Annotated in this window: 20 protein-coding genes; 8 read left to right on the plus strand and 12 right to left on the minus strand. The window is 65.7% G+C overall.

All coding sequences use genetic code 11. The features are described from left to right. Nucleotides 1-5 precede the first annotated feature (5 nt). The 4 genes from RIC54_RS01555 to RIC54_RS01570 form a co-directional block, all read right to left on the minus strand. On the minus strand, nucleotides 6-197 hold the full coding sequence (locus RIC54_RS01555; RefSeq protein ID WP_350095164.1) for a ubiquinol-cytochrome c reductase iron-sulfur subunit N-terminal domain-containing protein: 192 nt from the start codon (nucleotides 195-197) through the stop codon (nucleotides 6-8). Between the two features lie 50 nt (nucleotides 198-247). Beyond that, complete coding sequence (locus RIC54_RS01560) at nucleotides 248-868, minus strand: TorD/DmsD family molecular chaperone (RefSeq protein WP_350095167.1); 621 nt, start codon at nucleotides 866-868, stop codon at nucleotides 248-250. Between the two features lie 115 nt (nucleotides 869-983). After that, nucleotides 984-1667, minus strand: coding sequence for a DUF3306 domain-containing protein (locus RIC54_RS01565; protein ID WP_350095170.1), 684 nt, complete (start codon nucleotides 1665-1667; stop codon nucleotides 984-986). Beyond that, the gene (locus RIC54_RS01570; protein WP_350095173.1) at nucleotides 1664-2200 is read right to left on the minus strand and encodes a DUF3305 domain-containing protein; all 537 of its coding nucleotides are present in this window, start codon (nucleotides 2198-2200) and stop codon (nucleotides 1664-1666) included. Before RIC54_RS01570 ends, RIC54_RS01565 begins: the two co-directional genes overlap by 4 nt. A gap of 168 nt (nucleotides 2201-2368) precedes the next feature. On the opposite strand from RIC54_RS01570, the gene RIC54_RS01575 reads away from it, so the two are divergent. After that, the gene (locus tag RIC54_RS01575; protein WP_350095176.1) at nucleotides 2369-4399 is read left to right on the plus strand and encodes a 4Fe-4S binding protein; all 2031 of its coding nucleotides are present in this window, start codon (nucleotides 2369-2371) and stop codon (nucleotides 4397-4399) included. A 3-nt stretch (nucleotides 4400-4402) separates the two neighbouring features. On the opposite strand, the gene RIC54_RS01580 is transcribed toward RIC54_RS01575, so the two are convergent. The 6 genes from RIC54_RS01580 to RIC54_RS01605 are packed head-to-tail and all read right to left on the minus strand — an operon-like array spanning nucleotide 4403 to nucleotide 8187. Next, the gene (locus tag RIC54_RS01580) at nucleotides 4403-4687 is read right to left on the minus strand and encodes a hypothetical protein (protein WP_350095179.1); all 285 of its coding nucleotides are present in this window, start codon (nucleotides 4685-4687) and stop codon (nucleotides 4403-4405) included. A 4-nt stretch (nucleotides 4688-4691) separates the two neighbouring features. Next, nucleotides 4692-5696, minus strand: a complete 1005-nt coding sequence (locus tag RIC54_RS01585; protein ID WP_350095182.1) for a DUF6352 family protein — start codon at nucleotides 5694-5696, stop codon at nucleotides 4692-4694. Continuing rightward, nucleotides 5693-6184 (minus strand): DUF6505 family protein, encoded by a 492-nt coding sequence (locus tag RIC54_RS01590; protein WP_350095185.1) that lies wholly within the window; start codon nucleotides 6182-6184, stop codon nucleotides 5693-5695. Before RIC54_RS01590 ends, RIC54_RS01585 begins: the two co-directional genes overlap by 4 nt. Continuing rightward, nucleotides 6181-6903, minus strand: a complete 723-nt coding sequence (locus RIC54_RS01595; RefSeq protein ID WP_350095188.1) for a biotin/lipoate--protein ligase family protein — start codon at nucleotides 6901-6903, stop codon at nucleotides 6181-6183. The genes RIC54_RS01590 and RIC54_RS01595 overlap by 4 nt, the downstream gene beginning before the upstream one ends. Next, nucleotides 6900-8021, minus strand: a complete 1122-nt coding sequence (locus tag RIC54_RS01600) for an Mrp/NBP35 family ATP-binding protein (RefSeq protein WP_350095191.1) — start codon at nucleotides 8019-8021, stop codon at nucleotides 6900-6902. Before RIC54_RS01600 ends, RIC54_RS01595 begins: the two co-directional genes overlap by 4 nt. Further along, the gene (locus tag RIC54_RS01605) at nucleotides 7978-8187 is read right to left on the minus strand and encodes a DUF6494 family protein (RefSeq protein WP_350095194.1); all 210 of its coding nucleotides are present in this window, start codon (nucleotides 8185-8187) and stop codon (nucleotides 7978-7980) included. Before RIC54_RS01605 ends, RIC54_RS01600 begins: the two co-directional genes overlap by 44 nt. Nucleotides 8188-8374: 187 nt before the next feature. Between RIC54_RS01605 and RIC54_RS01610 the strand changes: the two genes are divergently transcribed. The 6 genes from RIC54_RS01610 to betA all read left to right on the plus strand — a co-directional run bounded on the left by RIC54_RS01610 (nucleotide 8375) and on the right by betA (nucleotide 13726). After that, nucleotides 8375-9082, plus strand: a complete 708-nt coding sequence (locus RIC54_RS01610) for an ABC transporter permease (RefSeq protein ID WP_350095198.1) — start codon at nucleotides 8375-8377, stop codon at nucleotides 9080-9082. Continuing rightward, on the plus strand, nucleotides 9066-9833 hold the full coding sequence (locus tag RIC54_RS01615; protein ID WP_350095201.1) for an ABC transporter ATP-binding protein: 768 nt from the start codon (nucleotides 9066-9068) through the stop codon (nucleotides 9831-9833). Before RIC54_RS01610 ends, RIC54_RS01615 begins: the two co-directional genes overlap by 17 nt. After that, the gene (locus tag RIC54_RS01620) at nucleotides 9830-10651 is read left to right on the plus strand and encodes an ABC transporter substrate-binding protein (protein WP_350095204.1); all 822 of its coding nucleotides are present in this window, start codon (nucleotides 9830-9832) and stop codon (nucleotides 10649-10651) included. Before RIC54_RS01615 ends, RIC54_RS01620 begins: the two co-directional genes overlap by 4 nt. Before the next feature lie 103 nt (nucleotides 10652-10754). Further along, on the plus strand, nucleotides 10755-11498 hold the full coding sequence (locus RIC54_RS01625) for an SDR family NAD(P)-dependent oxidoreductase (RefSeq protein WP_350095207.1): 744 nt from the start codon (nucleotides 10755-10757) through the stop codon (nucleotides 11496-11498). Between the two features lie 25 nt (nucleotides 11499-11523). After that, nucleotides 11524-11988 carry a PAS domain-containing protein gene (locus tag RIC54_RS01630; RefSeq protein ID WP_350095210.1) on the plus strand — a complete coding sequence of 155 codons (465 nt, stop codon included), beginning with the start codon at nucleotides 11524-11526 and terminating at the stop codon, nucleotides 11986-11988. A 49-nt stretch (nucleotides 11989-12037) separates the two neighbouring features. Further along, nucleotides 12038-13726, plus strand: a complete 1689-nt coding sequence (gene betA, locus RIC54_RS01635) for a choline dehydrogenase (RefSeq protein WP_350095213.1) — start codon at nucleotides 12038-12040, stop codon at nucleotides 13724-13726. 71 nt (nucleotides 13727-13797) lie between these two features. On the opposite strand, the gene RIC54_RS01640 is transcribed toward betA, so the two are convergent. Beyond that, nucleotides 13798-13986 carry a hypothetical protein gene (locus RIC54_RS01640; RefSeq protein WP_350095216.1) on the minus strand — a complete coding sequence of 63 codons (189 nt, stop codon included), beginning with the start codon at nucleotides 13984-13986 and terminating at the stop codon, nucleotides 13798-13800. 140 nt (nucleotides 13987-14126) lie between these two features. Between RIC54_RS01640 and RIC54_RS01645 the strand changes: the two genes are divergently transcribed. Beyond that, on the plus strand, nucleotides 14127-15320 hold the full coding sequence (locus RIC54_RS01645; protein ID WP_350095219.1) for a BaiN/RdsA family NAD(P)/FAD-dependent oxidoreductase: 1194 nt from the start codon (nucleotides 14127-14129) through the stop codon (nucleotides 15318-15320). On the opposite strand, the gene RIC54_RS01650 is transcribed toward RIC54_RS01645, so the two are convergent. Further along, nucleotides 15308-16228: a phytanoyl-CoA dioxygenase family protein gene (locus RIC54_RS01650; protein ID WP_350095222.1), complete on the minus strand. Its 921-nt coding sequence runs from the start codon at nucleotides 16226-16228 to the stop codon at nucleotides 15308-15310. The two genes, RIC54_RS01645 and RIC54_RS01650, sit on opposite strands and share 13 nt — an antisense overlap. Between the last annotated feature and the right edge of the window lie 20 nt (nucleotides 16229-16248).

The raw sequence follows: 16248 nt of genomic DNA on the forward strand, positions 1-16248 counted from the left end.
TGAACTCAGAAACGGGTGGTCTCATAGTAAGTCCGGATGTGGGCGGTCTCGCGATAGCCCGTTCCGCTTGGTTCCGCCGCCTCGACCGCCGTCGGCCGGATGGCCGCCGCGGTCCCTGCCGCTGCCACGCCAAGCGCGGACAGCTTCAGGAAATCACGGCGTGCGGAGACTTTCTGGTCGTCCTTCCGATCCTTCATGTCTCACTCCTCCTCACACGGTTGCCGCCGGGTTTTGCCGGCAACCAGACTCACTCTTCCATGGCAAACGCCGCCGTCTCGATCTCCATGAACAACCGACCGATCATGCCGGCCGGTCGATAGAGATCCGCAGACTTCGCGGCTTCGACATCAGCAAAGAAATGCCCCGTCCACGGCGCAAGATGGCGCTCGAAGAACGCGCGCTGCAGCTTGACCGGGGCCGCCTCCAGGAACCGGCCACGAATCAGGCCCGCCATCATCTCGCACAGCGAAGCGATATGATCTTCCGGCTCGCTCACACCTTCGGTCCGGACGATTCCGAGGCGCGCCATGTCGTCCCGAAGAACCGCCAGCGGCTTCTCGTTCAGGAACCCGGTCAGGTAGAAAGAGCCGTACGGCACCAGTTCGCCGCGGCCGAGACCGATGAACAGGTCACTGTACTCCCGCCGGGCCGCCGCGAGCTTGGTGGACCGGGCGCGGGTCGCCAACTCCGCGAACGCCTGCCCCAACGGCGTATCGTCGCCCTTCAACCGCGTCAGTTCTGAAAGCAGCGCAGGCTCGGGCTCACGCCGGAACACCGCCGCAAGCATGTCATAGACATTGGCTCGCAGCGCGTCCTCCTCGGACACCGGGGTCGCATCGGGATCAAACGTTTCGGCAGTGGCCGACACTCATCCCTCCCATCTGTTCGTTCCGCGGTCCCAGATTCATTCGGCCAGCGGTTGTGTACAATCTTAAGCTAATTTCAACGCCTCGCCAGATCTTATTGTTAAAATGCCCGTGAGTTCAGTCCTGGTCGTCACGTCCCGGGGCGGCGAAGACCATGTGACGGCGGCGGACGACCGCCTCTTCGGCCGGACGTTCCGCCGGCTGCACTTGCTCGGCATCCGGCTCGGAGGCCGCCTCATCGGTAAATGCCGGCGCGTCACCATCCTTCTCATCCACAAGCGCGACATCGTCGGCATCAATCCCAGTGCCTTCCGACTCCTCGGACTCGCCCAGGAGTTTAGCCTTCTCCAGTGCATCCTGCAGGTAGGCGGCCGCCCCCCGGCCGACCTGGTAGGTGGTCTTCAGATTCGGTATCACGGTCGCCGCATCAGTGTAGTCGTCGTTGTACTCAACCAGTCCATCGAGGTTTGCGAGCACCGGGTGCAGCTTCCACATGCGCCCCAGCGCCAAGTTCCGCAAACGCGTCGGAACACCGGAGCGCATGAAGACCGAAACGTCGTCGGCGACGGTCAGATTCTCCGGGTCCGGCAGTTCATAGCGCTCCAGCAGTTCGCTATCGGACAACTGGTCTTCGTCGACTTCATCCTGGCCTTCTGCCGCCGTTACGCCCGGCACCGAACGTTCCGGCAATGCGGCATCGTCCGGCTCTTCCTTGAGCTGTTCCCTGGGCGTGAGCTTGCGACGCGACCAACGGGCCAGGAACCCGCCGTCGTCGCCGCCGTCGCGGGTCGGTCGGTTCATCGCGGCCTCCTGGCGGTCGGAGCCCGGAACACGTCGGCGGTCTGGCGAATGCGCGGGTCGCCCTTGCCGTCCTCGACCACATCCACGCGCACCCGGTCGCGCCGACGCTTCACGAACTCGGTGTCGTGGTGATGGGTGGCAACGAAGGTCTCCAGCCACTCCAACAGCACCGGCGGCAGAACCAGCCGCTCGATGATCTCCTCGGCGCTGTCGAGCCGATCCTGGACCTCGTAGGGCGATACCGTCACGAAACTCGGTTCGAAGTCCCACTCATCAGTCCCGGGTTCGCCTTCGCGCAGGCCGACATAGATCGCCGGCGCCCCAGTCTCCAGGTTGGCGACATAGGCTTCGGTATCGGAGCGGTAGATGTGCATCGGCAGCGTGGCTGCGTGGTATTGAATCCGGTCGGGCTCCTCGGTCAGGAGCCGCCAGCGCACACCGGACTCGGCCCATGGCAGCACGCCGACAGGCTCCCATGTCCATTCCTGCCAGCGATGATTGATCCTGCGCTTCTGGACGATGATGCCGACCATCATCGTCTCCTGCCTGTCCATCCCTGTCGGTCGTTCCTGCAACTGTATGTTCCCGTCTCGGACCGTGTCCCGCCAGCGCACTCCTATGCAACGAGTCCGACACACTTTAGTGTCGATCGCAAGGGACCGAAGAACCCAACAGGCTTACAGGCGAGGAGACCAAACGGCATGCAGCGAGGCGATCGCACCGTCCTGATCTGCGACTGCGGCGGGACCATGGACATCGACGGCGCGAAGCTGTCGAAAGCGTGCGGTGGCACCGGCGGAACCGTGTTCACGGCATTGTGTCGCCGCGAGATCAACCGGTTCGTCGACGCCCTTGGCACGACGGGGCCAGTCGATGTCGCCTGCACCCAGGAAGCGCCGGTATTCTCCGAGGTCGCCGAGGAGCATGACGCCGGCGATCGGGTGTCGTTCTTCAACATCCGGGAGTCCGCCGGCTGGTCCGACGAAGGCGCCGCCGCCATGCCGAAGATGGCGGCCCTGGTCGCCGAGGCTACCGTACCGAGCCCGGCGTCGCGCAGCCTCACCCTGACCTCCGAAGGCACCTGCCTGGTCTATGGCCGCGGGCAGGTGGCGCTCGACGCCGCGCGCAAGCTGTCGGACGGTCTGTCGGTGACCTGCATGCTGGTCGACGCCGACGACGCCGTTCCGCCCGCTGTCGTCGATTTCCCGATCGTCACCGGCCGCATCCGACAGGCAACCGGGCGTTTCGGGGCGTTTGCTGTGACGATTGACCGGTTCGCCGAGCGCAACCCATCCGCCCGCTCCGGCCTGGGCTTCGGGCGCACTGCCGACGGAGCGGAGTCGGAGTGCGACGTCATCGTCGATCTGACCGGCGACCCGACGCTGTTCCCGGCACCGGAAAAGCGCGACGGCTACCTGCGGGCCGACCCGCGCGACCCCGCCGCGGTGATGACGGCCGTGTTGGAGGCGTCGACCCTCGTCGGCGAATTCGAGAAGCCGATCTATGTCAACGTGAACGACAGCCTGTGCGCCCATTCGCGCAACCGCAAGACCGGCTGCACCCGCTGCCTTGACCTGTGCCCGGCCAGCGCCATCGCGCCAGCCGGTGATGTCGTCTCGGTGGATCCCGCGTTGTGCGGCGGATGCGGATTGTGTGCCGGCGCCTGCCCGACCAGCGCGATCACCTACGCCTATCCCGATGTGCAGTCCGTGCACCAGCGGATCACGACGTTGGCCAGCGCCTATTGGAATGCCGGGGGCAAGGCGCCCCGCATCTTAATTCATGACGACAAGACAGGATCACAAATCATTGAATTATCGGCACGATATGGGCGGGGCCTTCCGGCTGACGTGATCCCATTCGCCATCAATGAAGTCGGTCAGGTCGGGCACGACATCCTGTTGAGCGCGCTGGCACAGGGCTTCCAGGAGGTCGTCCTGCTGACCGATCCGCGCCGTCCCGACGACTATGCCGGGCTCGACGCGCAGATCGGCGTGGTCGACGCGCTGCTGACCGGCCTCGGCGACGCCGGCAACCGGGTCCGGGTGCTCGACACGCCCGATCCGGACGCGCTCTCTGACGCGCTGTACGGACACCGGCCCTCGGCCATTCTGCCAACGGCGACGTTCGTGCCGCTCGGCCGCAAGAAGGCCATCACCCGGCTGGCGGTCAAAGGCCTAGCCGCCGCCCTGGGGGCGCCCGACGATGCGTTGCCCCTGCCCGCCGGCGCTCCCTACGGTCGCGTCGTGGTCGATACCGAGGGCTGCACGCTATGCCTCGCCTGCGTCAGCGCCTGTCCGGCCAGTGCGCTGCAGGACAACCCCGACAAGCCGCAACTGCTGTTCCAGGAGGATGCCTGCGTGCAGTGCGGTCTGTGCGCCGCCACCTGTCCCGAAAAGGTCATCACGCTGGAGCCGCGCTACGCGCTCGCCGACTCCGCACTCTCTGCGCAACTGGTGTTCGAGGATGAACCCTACCCGTGCGTCTCGTGCGGCAAGCCGTTCGGCACCAAGCGTTCGATCGAGGCGATCGTCACCCGGCTGTCCGGCAAGCACTGGATGTTCGCGACCGGCGACCGCGCCAACCTGATCCGAATGTGCGAGGACTGCCGGGTCACCACGCAGTTCCACAGCAAGGACAACCCGTTCGCCGGCCCGCCGCGCCGGCTGCCGCGCACCACCGCCGACTACGAACAGGCACGCGCCGAAGGCCGGGAGTTGGACGAGGACTGACGGCTACTTCGGAACCGTCGACCGGCACAGCGCTTCGGCGCGGGACTTGAACAGGGCCGCCTGTTCGGGCGTGAAAATGCCATCGGTCACGCCCTTGTCGATGGTCCCATGGTGTTCGGAAATGCAGCGCGCCAACGGGTCGTCCTTGACCACTGGTCCCGCCAGCCATGCGGTCAGGTCGTCGCGATGGATGACGCCGAGCGCACCGAATGCGGCAAGCATCACCGCGACAGCCACCAACCGGGCAGCGGGACGATCCAGCGGATGGGGCGACCCGTCCTTGTCCATAAGGTTAGTTTGATGTCTTAAGTGGCAGATTTGAAATGATATTCTGCGGTTTCATCTGAATCACTCCATCGGAATCCATGGCAAGGCCGAGGTGGATCGGCCGTCCCGCCACGCTGTCCAGCACCGTCGCGGTGTCCTCGATTTCCATGCTGAACAGCGCCACGATCTGCCGCAGGCGTGCGTCGTCCAGCGTCTGACCTTGATACAACGCGTTCAGGATCGCGTTGGCGTCCCGGTCCAGCCCGATGTGCCATACCCAACGTTCGTCGTCGATCCGGCGCATCGGGGTCACCCGGCAGGTGATCCCCGCCAGATGGGCGACCCAGGCCTCCAGCGCCCGCGCCAGCCCGTCCAGGCCCGGCTGCGGGTAGGCGATGTCGATGGCAGTGTCGAAACCGTCGGAGCGCGCCCAATACTCCTCGCGCGCCTCCTCGCCCAGGACATCGATATCGACCATCGCCGGCCGGCCGTCCCCGGCCTGCAACGCCCGGCCGGACTGCGCATGCAGGTCGACCACGGCAAGATCGGCCACCATGACGCGCTCATCGCCCAACGTGACCCGCTGCGGACGAAAGAACATCTCGCCAGCCCGCACCCGGAACGGATCGCGCGTGCCGTCGAGAGCCGAGCGCAGGATGACATGGGTGAGATGATCGACGAACATCGGGGGAAAATCGATGCCTCCCTCTCGCGCCACGTGGAGATAGGCCGCCTCGATCGACGGGAAGCGCAGCAGAAATTCCCGGAAGCGCAGGATGGCGCGGTAGTTGTCCGCCGCGTCGGCATCGGCCAGCGCCTGCAGTTCGGCTTCCGGAACCGGGCGCATCGGATCGGCCAGCAAGGTGGCATGCAGCGCCAGTTCGCGGTCGCAGGACTCCTCGACCGGCGCGACTTCGGGCCGGCGCCAGTACGCAGCGACGAAGGCGGAGGTCGGGGTCAGCCGCCCGGACTCGTCCCGCCCGAGAAGGCGGAAGCCCGAACTGAGCCAGAAATCGTGTGCGACCGTCATCGGAAAGTTCCATCCTCGTCGAACATCGACCAGATCGACTGCGCCGCGCCCGGATCGGCTGCCGCCACCCGGCGGAAGCTCTCTCGAACCCCATCGGGCCCGAGTTCGCGGGTCACGGTCAAGGTTGTGCCGGCCTCGTAGGGTTCGCAGAGTTCGATGGCGAAGCCAATCTCCTGCTCCGCCACCGGGCGGGCGGCCGCTCGGTCCGGTGCCCCGTAGCGTTCCACGAAGTGGTCGGCCAAGACATCGACCAGCCGGGCATGGATCGTGTCGTCGGCCGTTGCGACCGCCACGAACGTCGTGCGCCCGAAGCCCGCCAGCCCGAGGAACCCATTGGCAAAGGCCTGGCGCCGCTTGCCGACCAGTGTTTCGGCGGTGTCGTTGGCGAACTCGAAGCCGCCGGGCACCGCCCACTCGCCGTCCTCGGCGGCAGAATCGAACACCCGGCTGTCGGAATCGTCGAACCGCACTGCCCGCAGCAGCTTCACAGCGCCAGATCCTCGAGGTGGTTTGCCAGGGAGTCGGCCCGCGTCGCCACCCGGTCCTTGAGCAGCGCGCGGCCATCCTCGTCCAGGCCAACGAAGTCCGCCCCGCCGACGGTCATCCCAGGTTCGGCCCGCGCCCGCCACGCGTCGTGGACCGGCCGGAACCCGTCTTCCTCCCACCGGCGCAGCCACGTCAGGAAGTGCCGGGACATTGACTCCAGCAACCGCGACACCGCGATCGGCCCGCTGCCTTCCTCATACAACGTGGTCTCGCCCGGCCGATCGCCCGGTTCCGCCGATCCATGGTCCTCCAGGCGAAGATCAAGGCCGATGACCAGCCAGTCCGGCTCAAGCCCCGGGTCGCGGTGCGACGCTGCCAACCTGATGCGCCCTGCGGCGGCGCCGTTCACGAGAATCGTTGTCGGCCACCGGTACTCGACCGCGACCTCCGGCGGCGCCAGCGCCCCGATCGAGTCGCCGATAGCAACCATCAGGGTGTGCGCCATCTGCATCGCACGCTCCAGCGGCACCTCAGGCGCCAAGGCGATCGCAAAGCGCAGCCGGTCGCCGGGTTCGGCATAAGCAACAAGCCCCGGATCGGCGCCGTCGACCAGCGCGCGGGCTGCGACCACCGCCGGATCCTCGTCCCGACCGACCTCACGGCCGGACAGCAGCGGCGGAAACACCGGCGGCCATCCCGCCTCGACCCAGTCGTCGGTCATGATGACGAAGCCTCGACCGCGCGGATCACGGCGCGGGCGGCGTCACGGAACGCCTGGGCATGGATGCCGTCCGGACGGGCAATCACCATGGGCGTGCCGGCATCGCCACTCTCCCGGACCGCGACATCCAGCGGGATCGCCCCCAACAGCGGCACGCCGTGGCGCTGCGCCTCCTTGCCGGCCCCGCCATGCCCGAAGATGTGATCGACCCGTCCGCAATCCGGGCACTGATAGAAGCTCATGTTCTCGATCACGCCGAGGATCGGCACCTGGGCTCGCTGCAGCATGGCGATCGCCTTGCGGGCGTCGAGCAGCGCCACGTCCTGGGGCGTGCACACCACCACCACCCCATCGACCGAGGTCTGCTGGATCATGGTGATCGGAACGTCGCCGGTGCCCGGCGGCAGATCGATTACCAGATAGTCGAGCTTGCCCCACGCGACCTTGGTCAGCATCTGGGTCAACGCCGACTGCACCATCGGGCCGCGCCAGGCGATCGGCGTGTCCTCGGCTGCCAGCAACCCCATCGAGATCAGCTTGACCTGGTAGTTTTCCAGCGGCGCCACGGTGTCCTGGGACAGCGGCTTCGGCCGGCCGGTAACACCAAGCATGCGGGGCTGCGATGGGCCGTACACGTCGGCGTCGAGCAACCCGACCGAACGGCCTTCCAACGCCAGCGACACCGCCAGATTGGCCGCGGTGGTCGACTTCCCGACCCCGCCCTTGCCACTGGCAACCGCGATCACGTAGCGGAACTCGGCCAGCGGCTCGGACGAAACCGCAGCCTGTGCCTCCGCCAGTGCGCTGACGCTCCGTCGTGCGGTTCCGGCGGCGGAGTGCGCCGTCAGGAGTCCGGTCGCGCTGGTCACCCCCGGCAAAGCCTGGACGATGGCTTCCGCGCGCCGGCACAGCGGTTCCAGCGCGGCACCGCGGTGTGCGTCGACGATCAAGGTAAACCCGACGTTGCTGCCCCGGATCGTCACGCTTTCGACCATGCCGGCACTGACCAGATCAACGCCACGCGACGGATCAACGACGGTACGCAACGCCGCCAACACGATGTCCTCGGTGATCTCAGCCATGCGGGTCGGGCAGAACGATCTCGGCTTCGACGACATGCTGGAGATCGGTGCCTTCGAGGGTAATGACCGCGCGCGCCTTGCGGGCCGCCGGTGCGCCCGCAGTGTTCGAAGCCCGGGCCGCCCTCTCCAACTCCTGATGACCGGTCACACCGACCTGCTTCAGGAACTTGCGCACCGACCCTTCGAATGCGTCATCGCTCATCGCGTCATCCTCCCCAATTATGTTTTGCGCACTGTAGGGGCCGCATCCGGGACCCGCAATCGATGTAGCACAGACGACGTGATGTCGATTTTCATGTTTTTTATTGTTCTGAATCCCATTGATTGTCCTGAGCTGTACAGGATGCATCCACTGTCTAGACTCCTGCACAACAGGAAGGAACAGGACAGTGCAGGACTTCGGCTCGGCCTTCGGGGAAGCGTTTCGGTTGGTGGTGGCACTCGACCCGGCCTTGGTCGAGATCGTCGGCCTGTCGCTGCGAGTCAGCCTGACAGCGGTTCTGGTGGCCGGACTGATAGGCCTGCCAATCGGTGCCGCTCTGGCGGTTGTCCGCTTTCCCGGCCGCGGCGCGGCCCTGGTCGGGCTCAACGCGCTGATGGGACTGCCGCCGGTGGTGGTCGGGTTGCTGGTGTATCTTGCCCTGTCGCGGGCCGGACCACTCGGACCGCTCGGCCTGCTGTACACCCCCTCCGCGATGATCATCGCCCAGATGATCCTGGTGATCCCGATCATTGCGGCGGTCAGCCGCCAGACCATCGAGGACATGAAGGACGAGTATGACGAGCAGTTGCGGGCGCTTGGCGTCGGTCCGTTCGGAATGGTGGCCACCCTGCTTTGGGATGCCCGGTTCAGCCTGCTCACCGCCATGCTCGCCGGATTCGGTCGTGCCGTCGCCGAGGTCGGGGCGGTCATCATCGTCGGCGGAAACATCAACCACGTGACCCGGGTCATGACGACGGCCATCGCTCTGGAGACCTCCAAGGGCGACCTGGCGCTGGCGCTTGGCCTGGGCCTGATCCTCCTGGTTCTGGCGATCACCGTGAACGCCGCAGTCATGGCCCTGCGCCGGACGGCAGGACATGCGTCCTTCGCTTGAGTTCGCCACCGGCGGCGCCGGCGAGCAACCGGCGGAGCGTGTGCTGCCCATCCGCGGATCCGGCATCTCCATCCGTCGTGCCGGACGCACCCTGCTTGACGGCGTGGATCTGACGATCGAATCGGGGCCCCTGACGGTGATCATGGGCCCGAACGGCGCGGGCAAGAGCCTGTTGTTGCGAGTGCTGGCGGCGCTGATCGAGCCGGACGACGGTAGCGTCACCTGGGCCGGGAGCACGCCCGGTCGACGTCGCGCGCCCCGGCTCGGCTTCGTGTTCCAGAAGCCAGTGATGCTGCGCCGGTCGGCGATCGACAACGTGCGCTATGCCTTGAAGGTCGCCGGGGTGCCGCGTGTCGAGCGCGACCGCCGGGCGCTGGACGCACTCGCAGGAGCCGGACTCGACCGGCTGGCCGGGTCACCGGCCCGGGTCCTGTCGGGCGGTGAGCAACAGCGTCTGGCGATCGCTCGCGCCTTGGCCACCAGACCCGAAATCCTGCTGCTCGACGAACCGACGGCCAACCTCGACCCGACCGCGACCCTGGCCATCGAGGAACAGGTTCGTCGCGCGCACCAAGCCGGCACCACCGTAGCGTTCGTCACTCACGACCTCGGCCAGGCCCGACGCCTCGCCGACCAGATCGTGTTCCTACACCAGGGCCGGATTGCCGACCGCGGGCCGGCCGATCGGTTCTTTGCACAACCGTCCAGCGACGCGGCAACCGCATTCATCGAAGGGAGACTGATGCCATGAAACGTCTTGGCCCGATGCTGTTGTCCGCGGCGCTGCTGGCTCTGCCGCTGCAGGAGGCCGCCGCGGCCGAGCGCTTCATTACCGTGCAGTCGACCACGTCGACACAGAACTCCGGACTTTTCGAGTCGATCCTGCCGCAATTCACCAAGCTCAGCGGGATCGAGGTGCGGGTGGTCGCGGTCGGCACCGGTCAGGCGATCAAGAACGCGGCCAACGGCGACGGCGACGTGCTGTTCGTGCACGCCAAGCCGGCCGAGGAGAAGTTCGTGGCTGACGGCTGGGGCGTGAAGCGCTCCGACGTCATGTACAACGACTTCGTGTTCGTCGGCCCGCCCTCCGACCCGGCGAAGATCAATGGCGGCAGGGACGCGATCAAGGCGCTCTCGGCAATTGCCGGCACCAAGGCACCATTCGCGTCGCGCGGAGACGACAGCGGCACCCACAAGAAGGAAAAGTCGCTGTGGAAGGCCGCCGGAATCGACCCGAGCACGGCCAGCGGCGACTGGTACCGCGAGACCGGTTCCGGCATGGGCGCGACACTCAACGCCGCCGTCGGCATGGGCGCCTATGCAATGACCGATCGGGCTACCTGGATCTCTTTCAAGAACAAGGGTGACTTCACGATCACGGTCGAAGGCGACCCGATCCTGTTCAACCAGTACGGCGTCATCCTGGTGAACCCGGCCAGGCACGCGCATGTCAAGGCGAAGGACGGTCAGGTGTTCATCGACTGGCTGCTGTCGTCCAGCGGCCAGTCGGCGATCGCTGCCTACAAGATCGGCGGCCAGCAGCTGTTCTACCCGAATGCCGGGAAGTGAACCTGATATTCTGCACAACCGTGGATGTCACTGTCGGCCAGCTTGGCAGGGTGCACGCCAGGACCTAATGTCTGACACAGACATCCAGGGAAGGATTTGAGGCATGGCCGATACTCGCCGCGTTGCCTTCGTCACCGGCGCCGGGCGGAACATCGGCCGAGCCATCGCGCTTGCTCTGGCCCGGCAAGGCTGCGACGTCGTGATCAACGGCCGCGCCGACCGCAAGGCCTGCGACGATGTGGCCGGTGAAGTCACGGCTCTCGGTTGTCGCGCCCTTGTGGTGATGGGCGATGTCGGCCGGTCCGACGCCGTCGCTGGAATGGCCAAAGAGGCGCTGGCCGCTTTCGGACGCGTCCAGATCGTCGTCAACAATGCTGCAATCCGCCCGCAGAAGCCGTTCCTGGAAATGACCGACGATGACTGGCACCGGGTTCTGGACACCGACCTGAACAGCGCGTTCTACACCGCCCGCTCGTTCGGAGCCGGAATGGTCGAGGCTGGCTGGGGGCGGATCGTGAACTTGACCGGCATGAACGCGATGCACGGCTACAGTGGCCGGGCGCCGGTTTCAGTCGCCAAGCACGGGCTGTGGGGGCTGACCAAGTCGCTCGCCAAGGAACTGGGGCCGAACGGCGTGACGACCAACGCCATCTCGCCGGGGCCGATCGACACCGAGCATGCGGACGCCGCGATGACCGCCCACATCCGCGAGCAGAAGAGCCGGATCCCGGTCGGCCGGCTCGGCACGCCCGAGGACATCGCCGCGTTGACGGCGTTCCTGTGCTCCGATGTCGGGGGCTTCATCAACGGACAGATGATCGCGTCCAACGGCGGAGCCCAGACATGACCGCCGGCCAGGACGGTTTTCCTGCATGACCCTGACACCCCGCGCGAGCCTGAGCATCGCCAGTGCGCCGTTGCGGGACCTCTATGCCTACTGGAACGAACGGCGCGCCGGGCGACCCATGCCGTCGCGCGCGGACCTGGACCCGGTGGACATTCCGCGCCTGCTGCCGACGTTGATCCTGTTCGATGTCGAGCCGGGCACTCAACGTCTGAAAGCCCGGTTGGTCGGCACCCGGATCGTCGAGATGTACGGCAACGACTACACCGGCCAGTACCTCGATGAGATCGATTTCGGTGACCGCCGCAAGGCGATACTGCACGACTACATGACCTGCTACCGCTCAAGGACGATGTATGTCTCCGAGCACACCTTCTGGACCACGCGCAACGTCAGCTACCGTGTAGAGCGGCTGATCCTGCCACTGTCCGACGACGGCGAGACCGTATCCATGCTGCTGTCCGGACTGGACTTCGACGCCGTCGTCTCCTGACGCACCCATCATCCTTGCCTCACCTGACGCGCCGTGGCATCCCGGCACGATGGAAACCCGCGAGTTCGACTACGTGATCGTCGGCGCCGGGTCGGCGGGTTGTGTCCTGGCCGACCGGTTGAGCGCCGACGGGAAGAACAGTGTCCTGGTACTGGAGGCCGGCGGCAGCGACCGCTCGATCTTCATCCAGATGCCGACCGCGCTGTCGATCCCGATGAACATGAAGCGGTTCAATTGGTTCTTCGAGACCGAGCCGGAGCCCGGCCTGGACGGACGGCGGATGCATTGCCCGCGCGGCAAGGTGATCGGCGGCTCTTCCTCGATCAACGGCATGGTCTATGTGCGCGGCCACGCCCGCGACTTCGACGAATGGGAGGCGTCAGGCGCGATCGGTTGGGGCGGTCGACACGTGCTGCCGTATTTCAAGCGGGCCGAGTCCTGGATCGGCGGCGGGAACGAATACCGCGGAGACAGCGGACCGCTCGCCACCAACAACGGCAATGCCATGCGCAACCCGCTGTACCGCGCTTTCGTCGAGGCCGGCGTCCAGGCGGGTTACGGTGCCACGGACGACTACAATGCCGAGCGCCAGGAGGGTTTTGGCGCCATGCACATGACCGTCAAGAACGGCGTGCGCTGGTCGACCGCCAATGCCTACCTGAAGCCGGCTCTGAAGCGGCCGAATCTGCACTTGGTGACCCACGCCCTCACCCACCGCCTGACCAGCGACGGCCGCCGGGTGACCGGTGTCGCCTACTCCGTTAACGGGGACATGCGTCAGGCCAAGGCGCGACGCGAGGTGATCCTGTCGGCCGGCCCGATCGGATCTCCTGCCATCCTGCAGCGCTCCGGCATCGGACCGGCGGATCTGCTGCGCCGGCACGGGATCGACGTGATAGCCGATCGTCCGGGTGTCGGCGGCAACCTGATGGATCATCTGGAGGTCTACTTTCAGTTCCGCTGCACCCAGCCGATCACCCTGAACGCCGAGCTGTCGCCGTGGCGCAAGCTGCTGATCGGGCTGCGCTGGATCCTGTTCAGGGACGGCCTGGGGGCCACCAACCACTTCGAATCCTGCGCATTCGTACGCTCGCGCGCTGGGATCGAGTGGCCCGACATTCAGTATCACTTTCTGCCCGGTGCCATGCGCTACGACGGCAACGCGGCGTTCGACGGTCACGGATTCCAGGTTCATGTCGGCCCGAACAAGCCGCACAGCCGCGGCCGCGTCGAGATCGGCGGACCGGCGGCGACGGATTCGCCCTCAATCCGCTTCAACTACCTGACCGATGATCGGGACATCGAGGATTGGCGCAGGGTGGTGGAGATCACCCGCGAAATCATGGCGCAGCCTGCAATGACCCCTTACCGTGGAGAGGAGATTCAGCCCGGTACCGGCATCACCGCCGATATCGATGTCGATGCCTGGATCAGGTCAAACGTTGAAAGTGCCTACCACCCCAGCGGCACATGCCGGATGGGGGCGGCCGACGATCCGCTTGCCGTCGTCGACCCGGAACTGAAGGTCATCGGCCTCGACGGCCTGCGAGTGGTCGACAGTTCGATCTTCCCGTCCATAACCAACGGCAACCTGAATGCGCCCACCATCATGGTCGGCGAGAAGGCGTCGGACATCATTCTCGGCAGGCAGCCGCTGGCCCAGGCTAACCTACCCGTCTGGATTGCATCCGACTGGCAGGACAAGCAGCGCGAAACGCCTGCGCCATCGGGGAGCTAGCGATCGTGCACAGTCGCATTGGCGGCATCGGCGCCGATCGCCACGACCTGATGAAGCCGGCTGCTTCTTCCTCAGCCCCGGCCGGAGAGGGCCGCCCAATCACCGCCACCGCTCGGAGCCGAGCGAACGTTACCGGAAGCGCCGCCATTGCTGCTTGGTGGAAGCTTCGGAGCCGACTTCAGCAGATTGACCGCTCCCGGAACCCAGCCGATATAGGGTGGTGCGTTGCGCAAGCGCGGATCGACCGGTTTCGTCGCCATCGCCCTGTCTCCTCTGCCATATCGACGACTGTGTTGGTTTCCGTACCCAGGATCAGGCATTCCGCGCCGCTTTTCCAGCGTTTCTACCCAGCTGGTGCATTTGTAATCTCCTGCTTGAATTCGGCCGACCGGGTCGGCCGATGAACCGGTCCGGGAGCGCCGATGCCGACGTCGTGGTCCTCGGTGCCGGAGCTGCCGGGCTGATGTGCGCGATCGAGGCTGGCAGGCGTGGCCGCCGGGTGGTCGTGCTGGACCAGGCGTCGAAGCCGGCCGAGAAGATCCGCATTTCCGGCGGCGGACGCTGCAACTTCACCAACCGCCACACCACCCCGGCCAACTTCCTGTCGAACAACCCTCGGTTCTGCGTGTCGGCGCTGCGCCGCTACACCCCGCAGGACTTTATCCGGCTGGTCGACGCTCACGGCATCGCATGGCATGAGAAAACACTCGGCCAGTTGTTCTGCGACCGATCGGCCCAGCAGGTCATCGACATGCTGCTGGCGGAATGCGCCGCCACCGGCGTGGAAATCCGGCTTGGCCAGCGCGTCACGGGAACGGCCAAGCCGGACGACCGGTTCTCGATCAGCACCGACACCGGGACGTTCCGCGCATCGGCGCTGGTGGTGGCGACCGGTGGCCCTTCGATCCCGAAGATGGGGGCGTCCGGGTTCGGCTACGACATCGCCCGCCACTTCGGCTTGGCCGTGATCCCACCGCGCGCTGCGTTGGTTCCTCTGACCTTCGGCCCGGAGATACTGGAGTGGAGCAAGGATCTCTCCGGTGTCTCGGTCGATGCCGAAGTGGCTTTCGGGAAGACGCGGTTCGCCGAAGGACTGTTGTTCACCCACAGAGGGCTGAGTGGACCATCGATCCTTCAGATCTCATCGTACTGGCGCGACGGTGAGACGATTGAGGTCAATCTGGCACGGGGCATCGATGTGTTCAACACGCTGAAGCACGCGCGCATCGACTCCCCGAAACGCGAACTGGGCACCGCGCTCGCCGGCATCGTCCCGAAGTGTCTGGCCGAGCGTATTGTCGAAGAAGTCGGCGTGAACGGCCGGCTTGCCGACTTGAGCGACAAGCGACTGCGGACCGTCGCCGACCGGATCAACCGCTGGCGCGTGGCGCCAAACGGCACTGAGGGATATCGCACCGCCGAGGTCACCCTGGGAGGTGTCGATACCGACGGACTGTCGTCGAAAACCATGGAAGCGAAGGCCGTCCCGGGCCTGTACTTCATCGGCGAGGTGGTTGACGTCACCGGCCATCTCGGCGGCTTCAATTTCCAATGGGCCTGGGCATCCGGCCATGCCGCCGGTCAGGCGGTGTGAGCTCCCGCCTCAGCAGCCAGTTCACTGGTTTCAACGATGCGCACGCTCCGACGACCGGCGTCATCGATCTGCACCACAGCGGCCCAGAGATCCCGTTTTCGGTAAACATCGGGGAGGGCTCGAATACCGGCAATGCGGAACTCCAGCGATCCCCGCGGCTTCGGAGCCTTCTGAACAACTTCGGTAGAATGTGCGACCAGTTGGTGAAACGCGATGAATCCACCGGCTTTGATTCGCGGGGACACGAAGGCCCCGTCACCGAGGTTCTCGTATATCCGTTCGACCATCCGCCGATCAAAGAAGATGTCGACGGCCGCCCCCGGCCCGTGCTTGGCAGTCCGCGCATCGTACTTGGCACGCCAGACCCTGTAGAGTTTCAACGGGTCCGCCTCTGGGCTGAGGAAGGTCAAACCTGGAACGCCGTTCCCGAGGTCATCCAGTGGAACCCAGACGTTGTAAACTTTGCCACCCAGCCCCAGAAAACTGGCATCGAAGTGCATCTCCAAATGACTCTTGGTCGACGCCGGATCGTGGTAGCGGAACGAACAGTTCCACAGCAAAAAGCAGTAACCGTCGGGGAACTGCTCGGCGGCGAAGTCATGGGCCCCGGAGTTCAGGAACGCTCCGATCACCGCCGTTAGTGGCGCAGGTTCATTGCGACGGCGTAGCTGGTCGAAACCGATCGAGTTGGCGCGATTCTGCAGATCGCTCATGAACGGTCGGCAGGCGTCCATCGCCGCGCGTAGCTCGCTCACTTGATGCGCCGAGAATGCCTGCTCGACTAAGACCGGCGCAAAACTGGGTAGCGGCATCGTCGGCCCTTCACCTGATACGAACCGTTGTCTCGCCTCAAACCTCCTATCATTAGGAACCTCGGAACGCGATCCTGCTTTCGCCGGATCGCGCATCGACTACACTCCGACCAGAA

This window comes from Thalassobaculum sp. (genome assembly GCF_040219215.1).
Lineage (GTDB): Bacteria > Pseudomonadota > Alphaproteobacteria > Thalassobaculales > Thalassobaculaceae > Thalassobaculum_A.